Consider the following 21,681-nt stretch of genomic DNA (forward strand, 5'->3'; position numbering starts at 1 on the left):
ATAAAATACCAAAGATCTTTCTAAATCAATAGAATCGTTAAGCCGCGGAAATACTGAGAGAAAACAGAATCATCAGATTCTAAAAACGGTATTCTGTGATGTAAAACATTGAATCGCAGAGATTTTTTTAAATTCGTCTGTAATAAATACTCCATTTTTCTTTCGAAATTTGGCCCCAATTTCCAGAAAAATCAGCCTCGTCGAACGCGGAAGCGATCAGATGCACTGCAAACAATGCGCTGTTGGAAACGCAAAGATCAAAATTGCAGTCAGATCGCATCAGCGTTCGTTTTTAACGAGAGCGGCTCGGTGAGCCTTCCGGACCTTAGCAATTCGGCTTGCTCCTTTAATTTCGGAGTTGTCTGGGACCTCTCAATAAAAACTGAGGGAATACAATGGACTATCGTGGCACATATGACGAATTCCGTGACGCATTGCGGGCTTTCGAATCCGGTTGGGATCGCGAAAGATACAACGACGGCAGAATTCAGGATTGGCAGCTCACTGAATGGGCAGGCGGTCCGGTGCAAGACTTCTTTCCAGAGTATGACAGTTGGGGGGATCTGAACGACGACCAATGGAGTGCGATGTCTTATCGCTCCACCAACTCACTTGGGTTCGTCGGCTACCAGTTCGGTGAAGCTCTGCTTATCGATCTGGGCTACTATGATGATGATGTCTTTTACGGCAACGGCGCATCCACTAACACTTGGGATGGCACCTGGACCGGTAAAAACGGCGTCGACTCACTAGAAGAGTTTATGACTCCTGAAGCACAGGAAGTTGCCATTCAGGAAGCATTTGGCTTCAATCTCCAGATTATCGAAAACGGATTGTCCAACAGCGGCCAGTCACTGGACGACTTTATTGGACAGGATTTCACCTACGAGCAGAACGGTCAGGATGTCAGCGTAACCCTCACACTGACGGGTATTTTGGCTGCTGCCCACTTGCGTGGCGCATACGGTACACTTGCTCTCCTGCAGGGCGGCAACGTTTCTCAGGATGAATACGGTACCTCTATTCTGCAGTATGTTGAGCAGTTTGGCGGCTTTGAAAGCCCAACTGTTGATGAAGCAATCGACTACTTCCAGGATCGTCTGACTGGTGAAGAAGGCCTGAACGGCACTCTGCCAGGCGTTGGTGTTCCAAAAGAAGATGCCGATGTGGTCGTCACATGGTCCTATGGTGAACAGGAAGTCGTCAACGACTTCGATACAGAAGATGGCGTGATCTTCGTTGACTGGATCAGTGCTGACCAGCTTGAAGTAACCGAAACACCAGACGGTGTGCTCTTCTCTATTCCGTCCAATGGCGGGCAGACGCTGCTCCTGGCCGGCGTTGCACTTGCTGACCTGACACTGGCAAACTTCTCCATTCAGGATGCATCAGCAGCTGAATTGATCAGAGACCTTGTTGGCGGAAACACTCAGCCTGAAGAACCAACCGATCCTGTTGATCCGGTAGACCCTGTGGATCCGGTTGATCCCGTTGAACCGGTAGATCCTGTCGACCCGGTTGATCCAGGTGATGGTGACGATGGTCATGGTCATCCAGGCGATGGCGATGATGGGCATGGTGGCCATACTGGCGACATGTATATGCTCGGTCTGGACAGTGAGTCTCAGGTCATCGCAGACTTCGATCCATCCTCTGACATGATCCATATTCTGGAAGGTGTGACTGGCGAACAGTTTGAAATCTTCGAGGAAAGCGGCGACGCACTCGGACAAACAGTCCGCATTGTGATCACTGATCAGTTCGGTAACATCATGTCCACCACCATCTTCCAGGGTGTGACACTCTCCGATCTGTCTTTGGCAAACTTCTCTGTCGCAGACCAGTCTGCGTTCAACGAAGTTGTCTCTGCCATTGGTGAGACCGTTGAAGTACCAGACCCAAGTCAGGGCGGCGGATACGAGCTTGTTTACGACAACGACGGTTCAAACCCACCAACAGTCACCGGCACGACCGATGAAGGTGGTTCCAAGTTCCGCGCTGACGTAAACGCAGATGATATCGTTGGCTTTGACCCTGATCGGGACGAGCTGGACTTCGGCGGAACATCTGTTCACGGCCTCATCGTGACCAAGTCTCCTGCCGGTGAAATTGTTCTCGACAGCCCGTGGAGCTCTTCTGCACAAATCGTGCAGGGCGTCACCTTCCAGGATGTCGACATCTCAGACTTCGGAGTGGTCGGTAATGAACACCTCCGTCAAGATCTTGGTGGCGTGGTCTCTTGGGAACAAGGCGTGGGCCCTCGCGAAGACGACACAGTCTACATCCGGTCTCATGAGTACGGCGTACACGAAGTTATCTCTGACTTTGACCCATCATCCATGAAGATCAGCTTCCTGTACTACGGTACACGTGAGCGTCTGAGCGTTGAAGAAACCGATGACGGCCTGTTGATCTCTACTCTGCCAAGTGGTCAGAGCTTCCTGTTCGAAGGCATTTCTCTTGATGATCTGGTTCCAGGTCAGCTGGAATTCCACTTCGATCAGGTTATGGAAGATAACCTTGAAGTTCCATTCGGCTTTGATCAGGGTGACGTAACCCTCGTTAGCCGTGAAGGCCTGTTGACTCCGGAAGCGCCAGCTGGCGACACAACGGATGGCCACCAGACCAGACCGGGTGACTTCGGACCAACTGATCCGGTTGACCCAGTCGACCCAACTGATCCAGATCCGGACCCAGTTGACCCGGTTGATCCAGTCGATCCGGTTGACCCAGTTGATCCGGGTACAGGCACTCCAGGTCAGGTTCCTGGTGATGGAGTGGTCGTGTTCACATGGGCTTGGGGTGAAAACAGCGTTATCACCGACTTCAACCCAGCGGAACATAAGATTAGCATTGGTTGGATCAGTGCAGACCAGATTAGCTTTACAGAATCTGAAGACGGTCTCGTGATCTCCCTGCCTTCAAATGGTGGACAAACCCTCCTGCTGGAAGGTGTGTTCCTTGAGGATCTGAATGCCGATAACTTCGACATCAAAGATCCATCTACATTGCAGGAAATCCTTGATCTGCTCAGCGGTGAAGGTTCACAGCCACCTGTCGACCCAACTCCGGATCCAGATCCAACTCCGGACCCAGACCCAACCCCAGATCCTGACCCGGTCGATCCTGTAGATCCAGTGGATCCGGGCGATGGTTCACCTCGTGAGTTCACACTGGATTGGCAGTGGGGCAAGCAGGAAGAAGTCGCAAACTTCAATCCGGAACAGGATACCGTGAACATCGGTTGGATTGGCGGCGGCCAGTTCGAAGTGGAACAGACCGACAATGGTGTGTTGTTCACTCTGCCGGGTAACGGTGGTCGGTCACTTCTGCTGGTTGGCATTGTCGTAGCTGATCTGACAGCAAACAGCATCATCGCAAATGATGCAGCTGCTCAGGCTAAGATTGATGACTTCCTGTCAAATGCTGAAAATCTGGCAGATGTGGGAACTCAGTCCGAAGCTGAAAGTGTAGACTCTACCTACATTCCAGAGGCTCCTGAAGCATCAACCACTGCACAGGAAGCAGCTGCTTCCAATGACAGAGATGATGATGCGGTTGCCGCTTCTGCTCAGGAAGCTGAACAGGAAACTGGACCTCGTGAAGCTCAGAATGCTCCTGAACCAGCTCTTGCAGCTGCGGCCAATGGCAACGGAGCAATCGGAGGCGATACCGTTCAGATCAATTGGGATTGGGCATCAGAAGAAGTCATAACAAACTTCGACCCTGCTACCGACACCATTGATTTCGGTAATCTGAATGCATCACAGGTTCAGATCACGGAAGAGAACAACAGTGTTGTGATCGAGGTTCTGGATAACGGTGGTCACACCTACACCTTGAACGGCATCAGCGTAGAAGACCTCTCTGCGGAGAACTTCGAAGCTGACGACTTCAACACCATCGTAACTGAAGAAGGCGGTGTTGTAGATCAGATGCATTCGGTCAATCAGGACGATAACTTGATCTGATCGATGAGCTAACGAAAAGAACTGCTCCCTCCCGGTCATTACCGGGAGGGGGTTTCTTGCTTTAATTCCCGAAGCAATTGAGAGAAAAGCTTATGCCCGGCAGCCAACGACAGAAAGAATCTGTAATCACCAGTGCATTCAGATCTCTAAGGTCCGCACTGGTTGGAATTGGTGGCGTCAGCATGCTGTTGAATATTTTGATGCTGACAGGACCACTCTTTATGCTGCAGGTCTATGACCGCGTGCTGGCGAGTGGGTCGGTCCCAACGCTTGTCGTTTTAGCAACCCTTGTTGGCGTCCTTTTCCTTTTCTATGGAATTCTGGAAACACTTCGCAGTCGTGTTTTGTCCCGTCTTGGGCAACGTGTAGATGCCCAGCTTTCTGGTGTTTCCTACGAAATCTCAACGAGCCTACCACTTATTCTCGGCCCCAAAGGTGCAAAGATGCGCCCGGTTCAGGATCTGGATCAGGTGCGCAGTTTCCTTTCAGGCCCAGGCCCTGCTGCCATCTTCGACTTGCCGTGGATGCCACTTTATTTCGGTATCGTGTACCTCTTCCATCCCTATCTTGGCATGATGGCAATCGGTGGCGCATTGATCATTTGTGCGCTCGTTGGAGTGAATGAACTTACCTCCCGCAGACCTTCAAGCGAGGCTGCAGCCGAAACAAACCGCCGCTCTGCTATCGTTGAAGCCAGTCGCTCCAATGCTGAAGTCATTCAGGCTATGGGCATGATGGAGACGATGAAGAACAGATGGCACAAGGGCAATGATGCCTACTTGGTCAAGCAGCGCAAAGCGGGTGACCGAGCTGCCTTTTTCTCAACAGCCGTCAAAACCTTCCGCTTCATCTTGCAGTCCGCCATGCTTGGCATGGGCGCATGGCTGGTTATCCAGCAGGAGGTCACCTCTGGTGTCATGATTGCCTCTTCAATCATGTCTTCCCGTGCCTTGGCTCCTGTTGAGCAAGCCGTTTCCCAATGGAAAGGCTTTCTGGCTGCGCGACAAGGCCTCACCCGTTTGCGCAAGGTAGTCGAAAATAAAGATGACACCAACAACGTGATGGAGTTGCCCCTTCCGCATCAGAAAGTTGATCTGGACAGTGTGGCATGCGGTCCGGTTGGTATCCGTCAACCAATCGTGCAAGGCATCTCGTTTAGTCTTGCAGCTGGCGAAGGCCTTGGCGTGATTGGTAAGTCCGGTTCTGGCAAGTCAACATTGTCCCGCTCGATTGTCGGCATCACCAATGCGCTGACAGGGTCAATCCGGTTTGATGGCTCAGAGCTTGATCAATGGACGTCGGAGCGCATCGGTGAATTTGTGGGCTTCTTGCCGCAGGACATTCAATTGTTTGATGGCACGGTTGCGGAGAACATTTCCCGCTTCAAGGAAGATGTAAATCCTGATGACGTCATCGAAGCTGCGAAAATTGCCAGTATCCATGAGTTCATCACAGGCCTGCCGAATGGTTACAACACGATTATCGGTAGTGGTGGTTATGCCTTATCTGGCGGCCAGCGTCAGCGCATCGCCCTCGCCCGTGCCATGTATGGTGAGCCTTTCCTCATCGTTCTGGATGAGCCTAACTCCAACCTGGATTCTGAAGGTGAAGCCTGCCTGACCCATGCGATCAAGCTGATGCGGGGCCGAGGTAAGATCGTCATTGTCATTGCCCACCGCCCAAGTGCGATTGCGGCGGTTAATAAGGTACTCGTGCTCAATGATGGCCGACAAGCTGCCTTTGGTCCGCGAGATGAGGTTATGAAGCAACTTGTAACCCCGGTTCAAACTCAGCAAGTCCCGCAAAAAGCAGCAATTAAAGCTCCTGCCAAACGAGGAGCAGCATAATGTATAATCATTCTGAAAGTGACAAGCAGATCAAGAGTAGCATTAGATTCCATCTGATCTGCGCTGGTCTTCTGGTTGTTATCCTTGTTGGAGGCGTAGGCCTCTGGGGCGGCCTGATGGAAATCCGCGGCGCAATTATTGCTCCCGGTACCATTGTCGTTGAGACCAACACCAAGAATGTGCAGCACATGGAAGGCGGAATTGTCCGCTCCATCATGGTGACTGATGGGGATACCGTTGATGCGGGAGACACCCTGCTCCGCCTTGATGACACGGTGACCCGCGCCAACCTTGCTGTCGTGACCAAACAGCTCGACAATCTTTACTCGCAGGAAGCCCGTTTGATCGCAGAACGTGATGGAGAAAAAGAGATACTCTTCTCAACACGAGCCACAGATGATGCACATTCTCAGGTCCTGAACACCATTCAGGAAGGGCAACGCCGGATGATGGTTGCGAAGACCAAGAACCTGCGTGGCCGACAGGACCAGATGCGTGCTCAGATTCAGCAGTATAGAAAGCAAATTGATGGACTGTCTCAACAAAGAGATGCCAAAGAAATCGAGATCAGCCTGATCGATGGCGAACTGGAAGACCTCAACAAGCTGCTGGCCAAAAGACTGGTCACAGAGTCACGTGTCACAGCTCTCAAGCGCGAAAAAACCAAGCTTCAGGGTGAATATGGGGACTTCATAGCTCAGGTCGCTAAGACAGAAGAAGCCATCGCGGAACGCAATATTCAGATCATGCAGATCGAAGAAGATGTACTGACAAAGACACTGGAACAGCTTCAGCAAGTCCGGGCAGAGGTTGCTCAGCTTGAAGAAAAGAAGATTGCTGCACAGGACCAGCTGATGCGCATGGAAATCAAATCACCTCAGTCTGGCACAGTGCACGACCTGACCATTCACACCATCGGTGGTGTTATCGCTCCCGGTGAGGTGTTGATGCAAGTTGTGCCACGTGAAGACGTTCTGGTGATTGAAGCGCAGGTGCAGCCAATCGATGTGGATCAGTTGACACCCAATCAGGAAGCAACGATCCGCCTGCCAAGCTTTGATCAACGCACAACACCCGAGCTGACAGCTCAGGTGAAGACGATCTCACCTGATCTTTTGGAAGACCCCAAAACCGGTCTCAGCTTCTATATGGCTGAGCTGACAATCTCAGAAGATCAGCTGGACAAACTGGGTGGTAAAAATCTGGTGCCGGGTATGCCGGTTGAGGCGTTCATTCAGACAGAAAACCGCACGGTGATCTCATACATCATGAAGCCAATGGTCGATCAGATCGCCCACGCAATGCGTGAGTAGGGACGCCGTGTATCGCCGAAAAGTGGAAACCGGTTTTCGGATAAAGATACGCGACCAAAAGCCCCTACTCTGCTCATTCAAAATGATGGTTGAGGCTGTTTACCAGCCAGCCTCAACATCACCCATCTCTACATAGATGCTCTTAACCTGAGAGTACTGATCCAGCGCCCACTGACCATTCTCACGTCCAATACCGGAGTTCTTGAAGCCACCAAATGGCATCTCGACCGGGGTCAGATTGTAGTTGTTGATCCAGCAAGTGCCAGCTTCCAACTGATCAATCACACGGTAAGCACGCTGAATGTCTTTGGTGAACACAGCAGCAGCCAAACCAAACTCGGTGTTGTTGGCGCGGCGGATCACATCAGCTTCATCATCAAAGTCCAGCACACACATCACAGGACCAAAGATCTCTTCGCAAGCAATGCGCATGTCGTCTTTGACTTCAGTGAAGATGGTTGGCTCAACAAACAGTCCACGACCAAGGCCAGCCACCTGCGGACGTCCACCACCGGCATAGAGAACTGCACCTTCGCTCTGGCCAATCGCGATGTAGTCCATCACTTTTTCAAGCTGAGCTTTGGAGACAAGCGGGCCAAGCTGTGTGTCTTCATTCAGCGGATCACCAATAAGGATCTTCTCGGTCCGCTCTTTCAGACGCTTCAGGAACTCATCTTTGATGGAAGAGTGCACGAACACGCGTGTGCCGTTGGAGCAAATCTGACCGGTGGAATAGAAGTTAGCATTCATCGCTGCAGCAACGGCATTGTCGATGTCACTGTCTTCAAAGATCACTACCGGAGATTTGCCACCCAGCTCAAGGCTCATGTGCTTCAGCTGAGAAGCTGCTTTTTCAGCAACCTTCATACCGGTTGGCACGGAACCCGTCAGGGAAACCTTGGCAATTTCAGGATGCGACACCAGAGAAGCCGCAGCTTCACGGTTTGCCTGCACCACGTTGAACACACCATCCGGCAAGCCAGCTTCACGGAAGATCTCTGCAAGCTTCAGCGCAGACAGGCAAGTCACTTCAGATGGTTTGAAGATCATCGCATTACCAGCAGCCAGCGCCGGAGCAGCTTTCCATGCAGCAATCTGGATTGGGTAGTTCCAAGCGCCAATGCCAAGGCAAATGCCCAGTGGCTCGCGCTTGGTCAAAGCATAAGAGCCACCCAGATCAATGTGCTCGCCGTTAGAGGTAGCTGCAACGCTTGCAAAATATTCCAGCGCTTCAGCACCGGAAGCAGCATCAGCCACCAGAGTTTCCTGCAGCGGCTTACCCGTATCAAGCGTTTCCAGCTCGGAAAGTTCACGGTTGCGCTCACGCATCAGGTCAGCAGCCTTACGCAGAACGCGGGAGCGTTCAGCAGGTGCCATGGAACGCCAGATCGCAAAGCCCGTCCGTGCGGATGCAACAGCTTTGGTGATGATTGCCGGTGTTGCGGAGTGAACCCGCGCAATCACTTCCTGTGTTGCAGGGTAAAGGCTGAGGATCTCCTCACCCATCGTGTCTTCAACGTAAGTGCCGCCAATAAAGTGAGAGCCACCAGGCTGCGCACGCAGGGATGCATTTGTCAGGTTATCTGTTTTCGTCATTTCTTAATCCAACACTTACCGTTGTTCGTTCTGCCAGTTCGGGTGAACCCACGCCTGCTTATCACTGGCAGGAAGCATACCTTTGCCGAGAATATGGTCTGCAGCCTTCTCACCAACCATGATGGAAGGTGCATTGAGGTTTCCGTTCGTAATCTGCGGGAAGATGGAGCTATCCGCAACGCGCAAACCGTCAACACCAATCACACGACATTCGCTGTCAACCACAGCACTTTCGTCATTCGCGTCACCCATCTTACAGGTGCCGCACGGATGGAACGCGCTCTCGACATGTTCTTTGATGAAAGCATTCAGTTGATCGTCGCTTTCAACGTCTTTGCCTGGCTGGATTTCCTTGCCGCGGAACGGATCAAACGCCTGCTGAGCAAAGAGCTCACGTGTCAGGCGAATGCACTGGCGGAAATCGTCCCAATCGTCTTCATGGCTCATGTAGTTGAACAGCACATTCGGCTTGTCCATTGGGTCCGCAGATTGCAGCGTCACTGCACCGCGAGACTTGGAGCGCATCGGGCCAACATGAACCTGATAGCCATGGCCTTCAGCAGCCGCCTGCCCGTCATAACGAACCGCAAACGGCAGGAAGTGGAACTGAATGTCAGGGTACATTACACCCGCTTTGGAGCGAATAAATCCACAGGTCTCAAAGTGGTTGGTGGTGCCCAGACCAGATTTTGCCAGCTGCCACTGAGCTCCGATCACGCCTTTGGAGATCAGATTCCAGTGTTTGTAGAGCGTAATCGGCTGAGTACACGCCTGCTGAATATAGAGTTCCAGATGATCCTGAAGGTTCGCACCAACACCCTTGCGATCTGCAATCACATCAATGCCCAGAGCGGACAGAGCAGCTGCATCACCAATGCCGGAATGCATCAGAAGCTTTGGAGAGTTGATGGAAGACGCAGAAACGACCACTTCGCGGGAGCATCTGACCTGATGTACCTGCCCGCCACGCATATACTCAACGCCAACAGCACGTTTGTCTTCCATGAGAATGCGATTAACGTGCGCGCCGGAGATGATCTCCAGATTCTCGCGGCCTTTGATGGGCCAGAGATAAGCGTTGGAGGCGGACCAGCGACGGCCATTGTGCACCGTCATCTCCATATCGCCAAAGCCTTCCTGACGATAACCGTTGTAGTCGTCAGTTTTGGCGTAACCAGCCTCTTCACCAGCCTGCACAAAGGCATCGTAAAGCGGGCTCCAGCGTGTACCGCGAGAGACGTAGAGCGGGCCGGACTTTCCGCGCCAGTCTCCGTCGACCTCAGTGTTCTCAAGGCGCTGGAAGTAAGGCAAAACGTCTTGGTAACCCCAGCCTTTCGCTCCCATCTCCTCCCAGCTGTCAAAGTCGCAGGCATTGCCGCGCACATAGACCATACCGTTGATGGAGGAAGAGCCGCCAATCACCTTACCACGTGGCAAAGCAAGCTTACGCCCATCCAGATGCGGCTCGGGCGCACTCTCATAGCCCCAATCGTAACGGGACATGTTCATCGGATAGGACAAGGCAGCGGGCATCTGGATAAACGGACCGATATCCGTACCACCAAACTCCAGCAAAACCACCTTGTTTTGGGGATCTTCAGAAAGACGGTTTGCCAGGGCGCATCCAGCAGAGCCGGCGCCTACAATAATGAAATCTGCAGTCATTGTATTCTCTTGGGCTTGAAGCCGTATTCCAGTTATTATTGTGTAGTTTCTGTCGTTTCAAAGCTGTCGAAACATTTCTTCACGTAGTCCTGAACCAGCATTGTTGCCGGTGACCCGTCAGGTCGGTTTGTCGTCAGTACGCATTGCAGCCAGAGCCCGTCAATCATCGCAGCTGTACCTTCTGCCGCTGTAATCGCCGTCTCACGATCTGTGACGCGGTGGTATTCCGCAGTGAGGTTCGAGATCAGCCGTCGGTGGTAGATCTGAAGCAACCGGCGCGTTCCCGGTTCCGTTCGTGCCACTACATAAAACGCAAACCACGCCGAGATAACGGAGGGCTGAAACTGCTCATCGCTGAAGTTGGTATGGATGATCGCGTCGATCCGCTCCATAGGGGTTTTCGTCTTCAGCAAGCGCTTGCGGGACTGCTTGCTCAAGTCCGTCAGCAAAAAGCTCATGGTCGCGTTGAAGACAGCTGCCTTCGAGCCAAAGTAGTGATGTGGCAGACCCGTCGAAACGCCGGCATTCTTGGCAATATCTGCCATTGTCGTCGCTGCGTATCCCTTTTCATGGATCGCTTTGATCGTTGCCATAATTATCGAGGTTTTGCGTTCCTCTTCCATTCCGACCTTAGGCATTTGCGCCGAACTCACTCCAAGATTATTTTTATTGAACGTTCAATCAATAAAAATAGTTCTTAGAACATTTCGGAGCTTTTGAAAAGTATTGCACTCAGATTTATCGTAATTAATATCTGACGGAGAGGTTGCCTTTAGTCCATCGGGTGTTTATTAGCTTTAGTGAACGAAGGAATTTGAAAATTTAATTGTCGCCTTGATAGTGTTTGGGACATGTTTTCTACACAATTCTACGGCTCTATTAAATAAATATTGAAATTGGGGAGATTTACATGAGTGTTGCTAGTGGCCTGATAAAGAAACTTTCTACTTCTGCTTCAGTACTATTACTAATCACTGGGTCAGCTCTCGCCGCAGAAGCGGAAGCCTGTAAAACTGTACGCTTCTCCGACGTGGGCTGGACAGACATCACCGCAACCACCGCCACAGCAACGTCTGTGCTGGACGCGATCGGTTACGAAACAGACGTAAAAGTACTTTCCGTTCCAGTCACTTATGCGTCTCTCGCAAACAACGATATTGATGTATTTCTCGGCAATTGGATGCCGACAATGGAAGCTGATATCGCGAAATATCGTGAAGCTGGCACCGTTGATACTGTTCAAACCAACCTGACTGGCGCCAAGTATACTTTGGCTGTTCCTAAGTATACCTATGACAAGGGTTTGAAGGACTTTGCGGACATCGCAAAATTCTCTGGAGACCTTGATGGCGAGATCTACGGCATTGAAGCAGGCAACGACGGTAACCGTCTGATCCTCGATATGATCGAGAAAAACGCGTTCGGTCTCGACAAATTCGACCTCGTCGAATCATCTGAAGCTGGCATGCTGTCCCAGGTCGCGCGTAAAACCCGCAAGAACCAGGACATCGTCTTCCTCGGTTGGGCTCCGCACCCAATGAACTCCAATTTTGAGCTGAAGTACCTCACCGGTGGTGACGAGTTCTTCGGTCCAAACTTCGGCGGCGCTGACGTTCTGACCAACACCCGCGCAGGTTACTCTGCTGAGTGCGCGAACATGGGCAAATTCCTTCAGAACCTCACCTTCTCCCTGCAGATGGAGAACGAGATCATGAACGGCATTCTGAACGACGGTGAAGAGCCAACAGACGCAGCAAAAGCATGGATCAAGAAGAACCCTGAGGCTCTTGATAAATGGCTTGCTGGCGTAACTACTTTTGACGGTAAAGACGGTCTTGCTGCTGCAAAGACTGCATTCGGCCTCTAAGGGTCATTACCGAGCATGAATTGAGAGGCGGATGCGATATACTCGCAGTCCGCCTCTTAGCGCATTATTCCAGAACACTCCGGCACCTGGAATAACCATTGCGCACTGGGGCAAGCTGCTTGTCGGTACCAATAATTTTGTATCCTGCCCTACAAATGAAATGACGTTAACGCGTTGACACACAATAACAAAATCTGAGGTTTCCCGTGGAGTGGCTAACAGAGCACAAACTACCCATCGGCAAATGGGCCAAGTGGGGAGTTGACTGGCTCACCGACAATGCAAGTGGCTTTTTCGATGCGATTTCCGTTGCAATCGAATGGCTCATCGACAGTGTACTATGGGTTCTACAAGCCCCTCACCCGCTCGGCATTGTGGTCATTGCCACAGCTTTGGCCTTTGTGGTCAGAAGATCCTTCGTCTTTTCAGCGTTTGTTGCGGTGAGCCTGCTGCTCATCATCAACCAGGGCTATTGGGATGAAACCACAGAAACGCTGGCGCTGATCCTCAGCTCCACCTTTATCTGTATGTTGATTGGTATTCCGGTCGGCGTTTACTCCGCGCATCACCCTAAGTTCTTCTCATGGGTACGGCCTGTGCTGGATTTGATGCAAACAATTCCAACGTTTGTGTACCTGATCCCCGCCCTGATCCTGTTCGGACTGGGTGTCGTTCCAGGTCTGATTTCAACTGTCGTCTTTGCCTTGCCCGCATCCATTCGCCTGACCCAGATTGGTGTTGCCTCCACGCCGCAACATCTGCTGGAAGCTGGTGAAGCTTTTGGCGCGACCTATTGGCAGAAGCTCTTTAAGATTGAGCTGCCATATGCGTTGCCAAACATCATGGCTGGCCTGACGCAAACCATCATGTTGTCACTGTCCATGGTTGTGATCGCTGCCCTTGTTGGTGCGGATGGCCTTGGTGTTCCAACACTTCGTGCGTTGAACACAGTGAACATCGCAAAAGGATTTGAGGTTGGTATTGCAATCGTGCTGATTGCTATTGTGCTTGACCGTTTCTTCAAAAGCTCAGAAGAAAAGGGCAGCAAAAAATGACCAATCCTGTTGTTTCCTTCAAAAACCTTTCCATTGTTTTCGGCGATCAGCCCGACGCTGCCCTGCCCTTAATTGATGCCGGTAAAACCCGCGCTGAAATTCAGGATCAAACCGGCCAGCTGGTTGGTGTTGCCAACGCGACCTTCGACATCCAGCAGGGCGAGCTTCTCGTTCTCATGGGCCTGTCCGGTTCTGGTAAGTCCACCCTGCTCCGCGCCATTAACGGCCTGAACAAGGTTTGCCGCGGTGAAGTGCTCGTTGCTGACGATGGCGAGCAGGTCAACCCAACCACCTGCTCTACCTCGCGCCTGCGTAAACTGCGCCGCGAACGTGTTGCCATGGTATTCCAGCAGTTCGGCCTGCTGCCTTGGCGCACTGTGCGAGACAATGTTGGCTTCGGTCTGGAACTCTCTGGCATTCCTAAGACCCGGCGTCTGGAACGTGTCGAAGAACAGCTGGAACTTGTTGGTCTTGGCGGCTGGGGCGACAAATACGTGCATGAGCTTTCCGGCGGCATGCAGCAGCGTGTTGGTCTGGCGCGCGCCTTTGCAACAGATGCTCCAATCTTGCTGATGGATGAGCCGTTCTCTGCGCTCGATCCTCTCATTCGCAGTCGTTTGCAGGATGAGCTGCTGGAGCTGCAGGAAAGACTACACAGAACCATCGTGTTCGTAAGCCATGATCTTGATGAGGCCGCCAAAATCGGCAACCGCATCGCCATCATGGAAGGTGGTCATGTAGTGCAGATCGGTACTCCGCAGGAAATCGTGAAGAAACCAGCGGATGAGTACGTTGAGTCCTTTGTCGCGCACATGAACCCACTCAACGTTCTGCACGCTGAAGACATCATGACAGACCTCTCTCAGATGAGCGCTGATGTGATCGTGAGCGTTGAAGAGATGCCAAAATGCGCAGCGAAGCAGATGATCCGCGAAGTGATTGAGATGAAGCGCCACAACGCTGGTCCAATCGCAGTTTATCGCGGAGACCGCCCGGTCGGTATCATTCGCGAACAGGAAATCATGGACTGCTTCGTTTAGGACGCAGAACATTCATCGATTCTACACAGGCGCATCTGCAAAGGTGCGCCTGTTTTCGTTAACCTAAGAAATCCTCAGGCATTCACGACCTAAGAGTTGCTTTAGAAGAATAGTGCTCACTCAACCCTCGGATGTTTGCATAATTTGACGAGTGGAATTACAGAGAAAGACGTTTTTATTTAAAAAATTTGGATCGTGCCATGACTATTGAAGTTGCTCAGGAAAATCCGGGCTCACCAAAGCGGAGTTATATTCTCTTTTCTGGTGGTTCGTTCTTCGCGCGGGTTATGAAGTGGGTCACCCTGACGGTTATCACGCTGGGTATCTACCGTTTCTGGGCAATGACAGGCCTGCGCAGATCTCTCTGGTCTGCGACCCATTTGGAAGGCGATCATCTTCGCTACCATGGCACGGGTAAAGAACTCTTTATTGGTTTTCTGATTGCTCTGGCGATCCTAATACCATTCTATGCGCTTGGTTTCGGCCTTCAGTTTATGGGCCTGATTGCAACAATCATTGGCTTTGCCATTATGTTTGTAGTCGGTTTTCTGCTCACACCCTACGCCTTGTTCCGCCGCCGCAGATACCTGCTGACTCGCACAAGCTGGCGCGGCATTCGCTTCCACATGCAAGGCTCTGCTTGGCGTTATGTGGGCGTTTGGCTTTTCTGGACTATCCTGTCAGTCATTACTCTGGGCATTGCTCTACCATGGCGTATGGCAAAGCTGGACAGAATGCTGGCAGAAGCCAGTTATTTTGGAAATCAGCAGTTTAGCTATTCTGCAACTCCAAAAAATTACTTTGATGCGTTGTTGCCAGCTTATGCGCTGGCTGTTGTCTTGTTCATTCCAATTGCGCTGATTGGCCCATCTGTATTTGCGGCTGCAATAATTGCTCCTATGCTCACATTTTTCACGTGGCCTTACATCGCGGCTGATATCTTCCGTCTGCAAGTCAACTCCACAAAGATTGGCGATGCTAGCTTTGAGAGCCATATCGGGGCCTCCAAGTTCTATGGCGCCTACATCATTCATGCTGTGATTGTTGGGGTTGGTGTTGCTATTGTTGGAGCAATCGGCACCTTGCTAGCCTTAACTATTGGGGTCCAAATAGAGCCGGAGAGCGGCTTGTTCAGTCTTGCTGCCCTGCCAGTTTTTGCCCTTTATTATGGCGTTCTGCTGTTTGCTAACATGATGGTTTTGCAAGTCATGATGTTTGAGTGGAAAATGAGCAGTACTGTGGTGATCAATGCACACAGCGTACAAGATGCAATTGCGGGGGGCGATCTGGAAAATGCAGTTGGCATGGGGCTTGCTGATACGCTTGATGCAGGGTTTGAAGTTATCTGACCATGAAGTTACTGCTTGGAAACGCTGAGTTCTTTGATGGCACGTCTGCAGCTGTACGCAACTGTCAGATCTGGTTTGACTATGATGAGATGGTCCTGACAGATCTGGCAGGCAATCAGGAATATGCGCGCTGGTCCGCGGCAAAGCTGCTCTGTGATTGGACATCTCAAACCGCCATGGTGGTAGAGCTGAACAAGCCGACAAGCACTGCTTACGTCAAAATTACGAATACAGAGACCGCGCAATCCGTTGAGCGCAAAATTCGTTTGGTAGCGGGCCTTCCAAAGCGCGAAAACACAAAAAAAATCGTGTTTGGCAGCTTGGCATCCATTGCCCTGATTGCACTTGCGCTGATTTACTTTTTACCTGCGTTCTCCAAATACGCGGTTCACAACGTGCCGAAGTCCTGGGAAGCGGAACTTGGCAAGAGCCTTGAAGAAACACTGATCCCGGCTTTGAGTGAAGAGAAAATCTGTAAGGCCTCAACGGGTCAGGCTGCCTTGGAGCAGATGGCAAAGCGCCTCACAAAGGGCATGGACTTGCCGTTTGACCCGGTGATGACAGTGGTTGAAAGTAAAATACCCAACGCTTTCGCCCTTCCCGGCGGCAGGATCACCATTCTCTCCAAAACGTTGGAAGTGGTTGACAGTCCTGACGAACTGGCCGCCGTGCTGGCGCATGAGCTTGGCCATGTCAAACACCGTCACTCCATGCAGCAGCTCATCAACGTGGCGGGCACGGGTATTGTCTTTTCCATGTTCATCGGAGACTTCACCGGCGGCAGCATCGTCGCCAGTGTTGGGGAGTCTATGCTCGACAGCTCTTACTCCAGAGACATGGAGCGTGAAGCCGACCTTTTCGCTGTTCAGATGCTGGAAAATGCAGGCGTAGATTCCACCGGGCTCGCGAGCTTCCTTGAAAAGATCGCAGCAGAGCACAGTGAAGCCAATGCTCTCACACAGGCTCTGGGCTTCCTCTCCAGCCATCCGCCAACACAAGAGCGCGTGGATACGCTGAATGAGCTTGCCGACCCAGAGGCAAAGAAAACGCCCGTTCTCAGTGAATGGCAATGGGAAAGCTTGAAGAATATCTGCTCTGAAACCGCAGAGTTAAGCGCTTAAATTGCGTGGCTGGGAACCAGATTCCCAGCCCCAAAGCACTCTTAATTCAACAGCTTCCCAAGGCGCACGGCAGTCTTCCCAACCAGTAACCGGCGACTTGGCATAATCAGCACGCAGTTGTCATGCGGTGTTGTGACAGGCGCGCCTCCATCCATCGCAATCACAGTTCCTTTCTCGGCAATGACCTCCATCCCAAGGTAATCATCGCTGAAACGGAAATTTTCATGCTGAACCGTAACAGGTACCACGATTTCTATCGTCTTTTGCGGAACCAGTGGCGGCTGTTCTGCAAGAAACGCCTCACCAAAATCAGCAGGCACACATTCTGTTGCGCGCAGGAACCGGATAGACGCTGCAATCGCCCGCGGCCCAGCCGCAGCTTCCCAATGTTGCCCGGCTTCCAGCAAAAGAGCGGCCTTTGGACTGGCCGGCTCGCCAAACCCATCATAATCACGCAGCCGCTTGCCTTCCTCATGGCCGGAATCGCAGATAATCCACTCAGGATCAGCCACTTGCTTGGCTAACGCACGGCCTTTCTCCTGATCGCCAGCAAGCATAAGCGGCGGATTCTTGTGCTGCATGCTATGCAAGTCCAGCAGGTAATCTACGGTATCGACAACAGGACGCACTTCGCGTGCTCGTTCCAGCTCGCGCGTCACTTCCGGGCCATTCAGCGAACAGTTTTGCCAAACGCGGTTGAAATCCTGATCCAGATAACGCGAAGCGGTTGGGTCATTCCGGTCAAACGAGTTGTAAGCCGCCACATTCATAAAAGCGAAGCTCAGCTTGCCGCGCACAGGCCGAACTTCCTGCTTGAACAACCAATCCAGAGCAACCGTACCACACGGCTCATTGCCATGCACCAGCGCAGAAATCATCACATGCGGGCCGGCAGTGCCGGAATCAAATGTGGTGATCCAATCCACTCCGGTATTGCCGACTTTGTAGGGCAGGATATCGGGAAAATCGATTTCGATAGGGTAAGCTGTACTTTCAATAATCATGGCAATGGTCCTTGAAAAGTATAGGTCACACCAGCCAAACAACCATATCTAGGCTGGTGTTGAATATGGGTCCTCAATCTCAAAGGCGCGCGTGAACTCAATGAATTTTCTGGCGATTGGCGTGCTTGGTGTCGTTGCGGGCAGTATAAAGGCGTTGAGGTAGGAGATGCGCGGCTTAAACGGCAGAAAAACCAGCGTTTCTGGATGGTTTCGCGCCACAGGAAACGGGTTGAGGACGCTGACACCAACACCTGCATGCACCAGCTCACTCACGGAGACGGCGGTAGAAGATTCGGCAACAATATTAGGCCGAATTCCCCGTTCCGCAAACATGCGCTCCAAAATCGCTCGCACAGGAAACCTTCGTGTGAGGGCGACAAAATCTTGCCCATCGAAGTCCTCAGGCTCAATAAATGCTTTGCTGGCAAGGGGATGATCCCGATGCAAAACCGCATGTGCAATGGCAGAGCGCAGCGGTTCCAGGGTTAATCCAGCGTGTTTGGATAACCCGTCGGTAATCCCCAAATCGGCATGCCCTTCAGCCACATGATTGCGAACATCCGAGGATGTACCAATCTCCAACTCAACCTTCTGCCCCGGATAAGCCTTGATGAAAGCAGCCATCACGCCCAGCAAAAAGCGGTGTGAGATTGTTGGCGGCGCAGCAAGGCGCAGCGGCTTGCTGCTGTGCTGAGAAACGAAGGTCTCGTTCTCAATCCCCGCCAACATCTCAAAAACAGGCTCAAGCTTCTCATTCAGCGCCAAAGCATCAGAGGTTGGCACAAGCCGACCGCTCTCCCGATTAAACAGTGTTTTACCGAGACGTTCCTCCAGATGCTTGATCGCGCGGCTCACTGCTGGCTGCGAAATACCGAGGCGAGCAGCAGCGGCAGTTGTTTTGCGAACGCTGATGACAGCGCGTAAAACTTCAAACTCTCGCAGGCTGAGACGGGGGCGTGTAGGGGTATCTGACATAGTTCTATGCGTTTTGATTATAAAATTTTGAATGACAATGTTGAAAACACATACTACGGTTTAAGTCAACCGCGAAGCTCTACCGGTGATTTGCCCGTTTTGGCAGAAACACACTCATATAAAGAAGCAGCGGCATTGTTACTGGGCGAATGAATTTTAATCGCCAGAGGGAACGAAAATTTTGAGGGGGGAGCAGCAATGATTAAGCTGCACAAATGGCTTGCTGGGACAGCAAGTGCCATGTTGCTTATGGGTGGAATAGCGTCTGCTGAAGATCTGACGATCGGCTTGTCGTCAGAACCAAGCGCGATTGACCCGCACTACCATAATCTGGGCCCGAACAATATGATCGCCTATCATATGTTCGACCGCCTTATTCACCAAAACGAAAAACAACAGCTGCAGCCTGGCCTCGCAACCAGCTGGAAGCCAATTAACGCCACCACATGGGAACTGAAACTGCGTGAGGGCGTCGTGTTCCATGATGGTAATCCGTTTAATGCGGATGACGTGGTGTTCTCATTTGAGCGCGCACCAAATGTGCCAAACTCACCATCCAGCTTTGCCACATACACCAAAGGCAAAACGGTCAAAAAAATTGATGACTACACAGTCCATATCGTGACTGAAAAGCCTTATCCGCTTGTTCCAAATGACATTTCAACCGTCAGCATCATCTCTGTAGAAGCCGGAACGGATGCAACAACTGAGATGTACAATTCCGGCAAAGCAACGGTTGGCTCCGGCCCTTACAAATATGCGGAGTATGTGCCCGGTGACCGCATTGTTTTGGAGGCAAATCCTGATTACTGGGGCGCAAAGCCAAAATGGGACAAGGTAATCTTCAAGCCAATTAAATCCGGCCCGTCTCGTGTGGCTGCTTTGTTGGCAGGTGATGTTGATCTGATCAACGGCGTCCCAACAACAGACATTGAAGTGCTAAGCAGCAACGACAAAGTCTCGTTGTGGCAGGGCCCATCCAACCGCGTCATCTACTTGCATCTGGATCATGACCGTGACGACAGCCCATTCGTGAAAGCCATGGGCGGCGGGGTCATCAAAAACCCGCTGAAGGATCAGCGTGTTCGTGAAGCGATCTCAAAAGCCATCAGCCGTGATCTGATTGTTGAACGTGTGATGGAAGGTGTCGCTGTCAAAGCAGGCCAGCTTCTGCCAGATGGCTTCTTTGGTGTCAGCGAAAACCTGAAGCCGGTTGAATACGACGCGAAGGGCGCAAAAGAGCTACTGGCAGCTGCCGGTGTTGGTGAGGGCTTCGAACTGCGCATCCACGGCCCCAATGACCGTTACATCAACGATGCCAAGATCGTGGAAGCTATCGCACAGATGCTCAACCGCGTTGGCATCAAAACCGATGTGGAGACCATGCCGCGGTCTGTTTACTTCAAGCGCGCATCTCGTGGTGGTCCAAACAACACGCCCGAGTTCTCAATGGTTCTCGTGGGGTGGGGCGCTGGTTCTGGCGAAGCATCCTCACCACTGCGCTCTCTCATCCACACCTACGACAAGAGCCAGGGCTTCGGCTCTTCCAACCGTGGCCGCTACTCCAATGCTGAAGTGGATGCCATGATTGAAGAAGCTCTGGCAACTGTCGATGATGAAAAGCGTCAGGACCTGCTCGCAAAAGCAACTGAAATCGCCATCAACGATCAGGCGATCATTCCGCTGCACTATCAGGTGAATACGTGGGCGACCCGCAAAGGCCTCGAATACCTGCCACGCACGGATGAATACACCCTGTCCTGGGGCGTATCCGCTGAGTAATCGCATGCAAACAAAAGACCGGCATAGCGCTTATGCCGGTCTTTTTCTTTTCTAAGGCCAAAACTCACCTCAATTATTTCAATGGGTTGGCTTTACCTGCGAAAGATTTAAAGACATGTCTGTCTTCGTTCTCAGACGCCTGATGCAAAGTGGCATAGTCATGATTGCTATGTCCGTCATTGTGTTCTTTGGCGTGAATGTGGTGGGGGACCCCATCGATATGCTGGTCGCACCGGATGCGGATCAGGCCGAGATTGAGCGCGTCATCCGCGACTTCGGCCTCGATAAGCCCGTGTGGCAGCAATATACGGTCTTCGTCAGCAACGCCTTCAAAGGAGATCTCGGCACCTCCTTTATCTTTGGTGAGTCAGCGCTCAAGCTTATTGTAGAGCGGATGCCGGCCACGCTGGAGCTCGCCTTCATGGCGCTTCTCATGGCGATTGTCATCGGCATTCCGCTAGGTCTTTACGCGGGTCTGCGCCCCAACGCCATCTCCTCGCGTCTCATCATGAGCGGCTCAATTTTGGGCTTTTCACTGCCCACATTTTGGGTTGGTATCATGATGATTATGCTCTTTGCCGTGATGCTCGACTGGGTGCCCGCCACAGGGCGTGGAGATACCATCTCGGTGCTCGGCATGCAGGTCTCGTTCCTCACCGCAGATGGCTTCTCTCACATCGTTCTCCCGGCACTCAATCTCGCGCTCTTAAAAATCTCGCTGGTGATCCGCCTGACACGGGCAGGGGTGAGGGAGGTCATGCATATGGACTTCATCAAGTTTGCCCGCGCCAAAGGCCTGTCCTCCAGCCGTATTGTCATGGTGCACCTGTTTAAGAACATCATGATCCCCGTGGTCACGGTCCTCGGCTTGGAGTTTGGTTCACTCATTGCCTTCTCAGTCGTGACGGAAACAATCTTCGCATGGCCCGGCATGGGCAAACTGCTCATTGATGCCATTCAGCAGCTCGATCGCCCGATCATTGTGGCCTACCTGATGATTATCGTGGTGCTCTTCGTCGTCATCAACCTGATTATTGACATCCTCTATTCCATTTTGGACCCGCGCGTGCGGCTTCAGGATGCGGCGAACTAAGGG

At 51.9% G+C, this 21,681-nt stretch carries 15 protein-coding genes; 10 read left to right on the top strand and 5 right to left on the bottom strand.

Annotated elements, in window-relative coordinates; translation table 11 throughout:
* Nucleotides 1-395: 395 nt before the first annotated feature.
* The 3 genes from PsAD46_RS02045 to PsAD46_RS02055 all read left to right on the top strand — a co-directional run bounded on the left by PsAD46_RS02045 (nt 396) and on the right by PsAD46_RS02055 (nt 7,131).
* On the top strand, nt 396-3,971 hold the full coding sequence (locus PsAD46_RS02045; RefSeq protein ID WP_063306031.1) for a hypothetical protein: 3,576 nt from the start codon (nt 396-398) through the stop codon (nt 3,969-3,971).
* Nucleotides 3,972-4,063: 92 nt separating this feature from the next.
* Entirely contained in the window at nt 4,064-5,818 is a 1,755-nt protein-coding gene (locus PsAD46_RS02050) for a type I secretion system permease/ATPase (RefSeq protein WP_063306032.1), read from the top strand.
* Complete coding sequence (locus PsAD46_RS02055) at nt 5,818-7,131, top strand: HlyD family type I secretion periplasmic adaptor subunit (RefSeq protein WP_063306033.1); 1,314 nt, start codon at nt 5,818-5,820, stop codon at nt 7,129-7,131. The genes PsAD46_RS02050 and PsAD46_RS02055 overlap by 1 nt, the downstream gene beginning before the upstream one ends.
* Nucleotides 7,132-7,230: 99 nt before the next feature.
* Here the strand turns inward: PsAD46_RS02055 and betB are convergent, their stop codons facing one another.
* From betB to betI, 3 genes are read right to left on the bottom strand one after another with little or no spacing between them, the layout of a single operon-like run.
* A complete protein-coding gene (gene betB, locus PsAD46_RS02060; RefSeq protein ID WP_193775898.1) occupies nt 7,231-8,694 on the bottom strand; it encodes a betaine-aldehyde dehydrogenase in 1,464 nt (487 codons plus the stop codon).
* Nucleotides 8,695-8,742: 48 nt separating this feature from the next.
* A complete protein-coding gene (gene betA, locus PsAD46_RS02065) occupies nt 8,743-10,392 on the bottom strand; it encodes a choline dehydrogenase (protein ID WP_063306034.1) in 1,650 nt (549 codons plus the stop codon).
* A 35-nt stretch (nt 10,393-10,427) separates the two neighbouring features.
* Nucleotides 10,428-11,030, bottom strand: coding sequence for a transcriptional regulator BetI (betI, locus tag PsAD46_RS02070; RefSeq protein WP_063306035.1), 603 nt, complete (start codon nt 11,028-11,030; stop codon nt 10,428-10,430).
* A 272-nt stretch (nt 11,031-11,302) separates the two neighbouring features.
* Between betI and PsAD46_RS02075 the strand changes: the two genes are divergently transcribed.
* The 5 genes from PsAD46_RS02075 to PsAD46_RS02095 all read left to right on the top strand — a co-directional run bounded on the left by PsAD46_RS02075 (nt 11,303) and on the right by PsAD46_RS02095 (nt 16,824).
* Nucleotides 11,303-12,259 (top strand): choline ABC transporter substrate-binding protein, encoded by a 957-nt coding sequence (locus PsAD46_RS02075; protein ID WP_057463117.1) that lies wholly within the window; start codon nt 11,303-11,305, stop codon nt 12,257-12,259.
* A 206-nt stretch (nt 12,260-12,465) separates the two neighbouring features.
* Nucleotides 12,466-13,314, top strand: coding sequence for a choline ABC transporter permease subunit (gene choW / locus PsAD46_RS02080; protein WP_057463116.1), 849 nt, complete (start codon nt 12,466-12,468; stop codon nt 13,312-13,314).
* Entirely contained in the window at nt 13,311-14,354 is a 1,044-nt protein-coding gene (gene choV / locus PsAD46_RS02085; RefSeq protein ID WP_063306036.1) for a choline ABC transporter ATP-binding protein, read from the top strand. The genes choW and choV overlap by 4 nt, the downstream gene beginning before the upstream one ends.
* Before the next feature lie 200 nt (nt 14,355-14,554).
* The gene (locus PsAD46_RS02090; RefSeq protein ID WP_063294335.1) at nt 14,555-15,703 is read left to right on the top strand and encodes a DUF898 family protein; all 1,149 of its coding nucleotides are present in this window, start codon (nt 14,555-14,557) and stop codon (nt 15,701-15,703) included.
* A gap of 2 nt (nt 15,704-15,705) precedes the next feature.
* Nucleotides 15,706-16,824: a M48 family metallopeptidase gene (locus PsAD46_RS02095; protein ID WP_063294334.1), complete on the top strand. Its 1,119-nt coding sequence runs from the start codon at nt 15,706-15,708 to the stop codon at nt 16,822-16,824.
* 41 nt (nt 16,825-16,865) lie between these two features.
* On the opposite strand, the gene PsAD46_RS02100 is transcribed toward PsAD46_RS02095, so the two are convergent.
* The gene (locus PsAD46_RS02100; RefSeq protein WP_063306037.1) at nt 16,866-17,828 is read right to left on the bottom strand and encodes a M14 family metallopeptidase; all 963 of its coding nucleotides are present in this window, start codon (nt 17,826-17,828) and stop codon (nt 16,866-16,868) included.
* 48 nt (nt 17,829-17,876) lie between these two features.
* Entirely contained in the window at nt 17,877-18,803 is a 927-nt protein-coding gene (locus tag PsAD46_RS02105) for a LysR family transcriptional regulator (RefSeq protein WP_063300348.1), read from the bottom strand.
* A 198-nt stretch (nt 18,804-19,001) separates the two neighbouring features.
* On the opposite strand from PsAD46_RS02105, the gene PsAD46_RS02110 reads away from it, so the two are divergent.
* Entirely contained in the window at nt 19,002-20,585 is a 1,584-nt protein-coding gene (locus PsAD46_RS02110; protein WP_063306038.1) for an ABC transporter substrate-binding protein, read from the top strand.
* Between the two features lie 115 nt (nt 20,586-20,700).
* Nucleotides 20,701-21,678 (top strand): ABC transporter permease, encoded by a 978-nt coding sequence (locus PsAD46_RS02115; RefSeq protein WP_063306039.1) that lies wholly within the window; start codon nt 20,701-20,703, stop codon nt 21,676-21,678.
* Nucleotides 21,679-21,681 lie beyond the last annotated feature (3 nt).

The sequence above is a fragment of the Pseudovibrio sp. Ad46 genome (assembly GCF_001623065.1).
GTDB lineage: Bacteria > Pseudomonadota > Alphaproteobacteria > Rhizobiales > Stappiaceae > Pseudovibrio.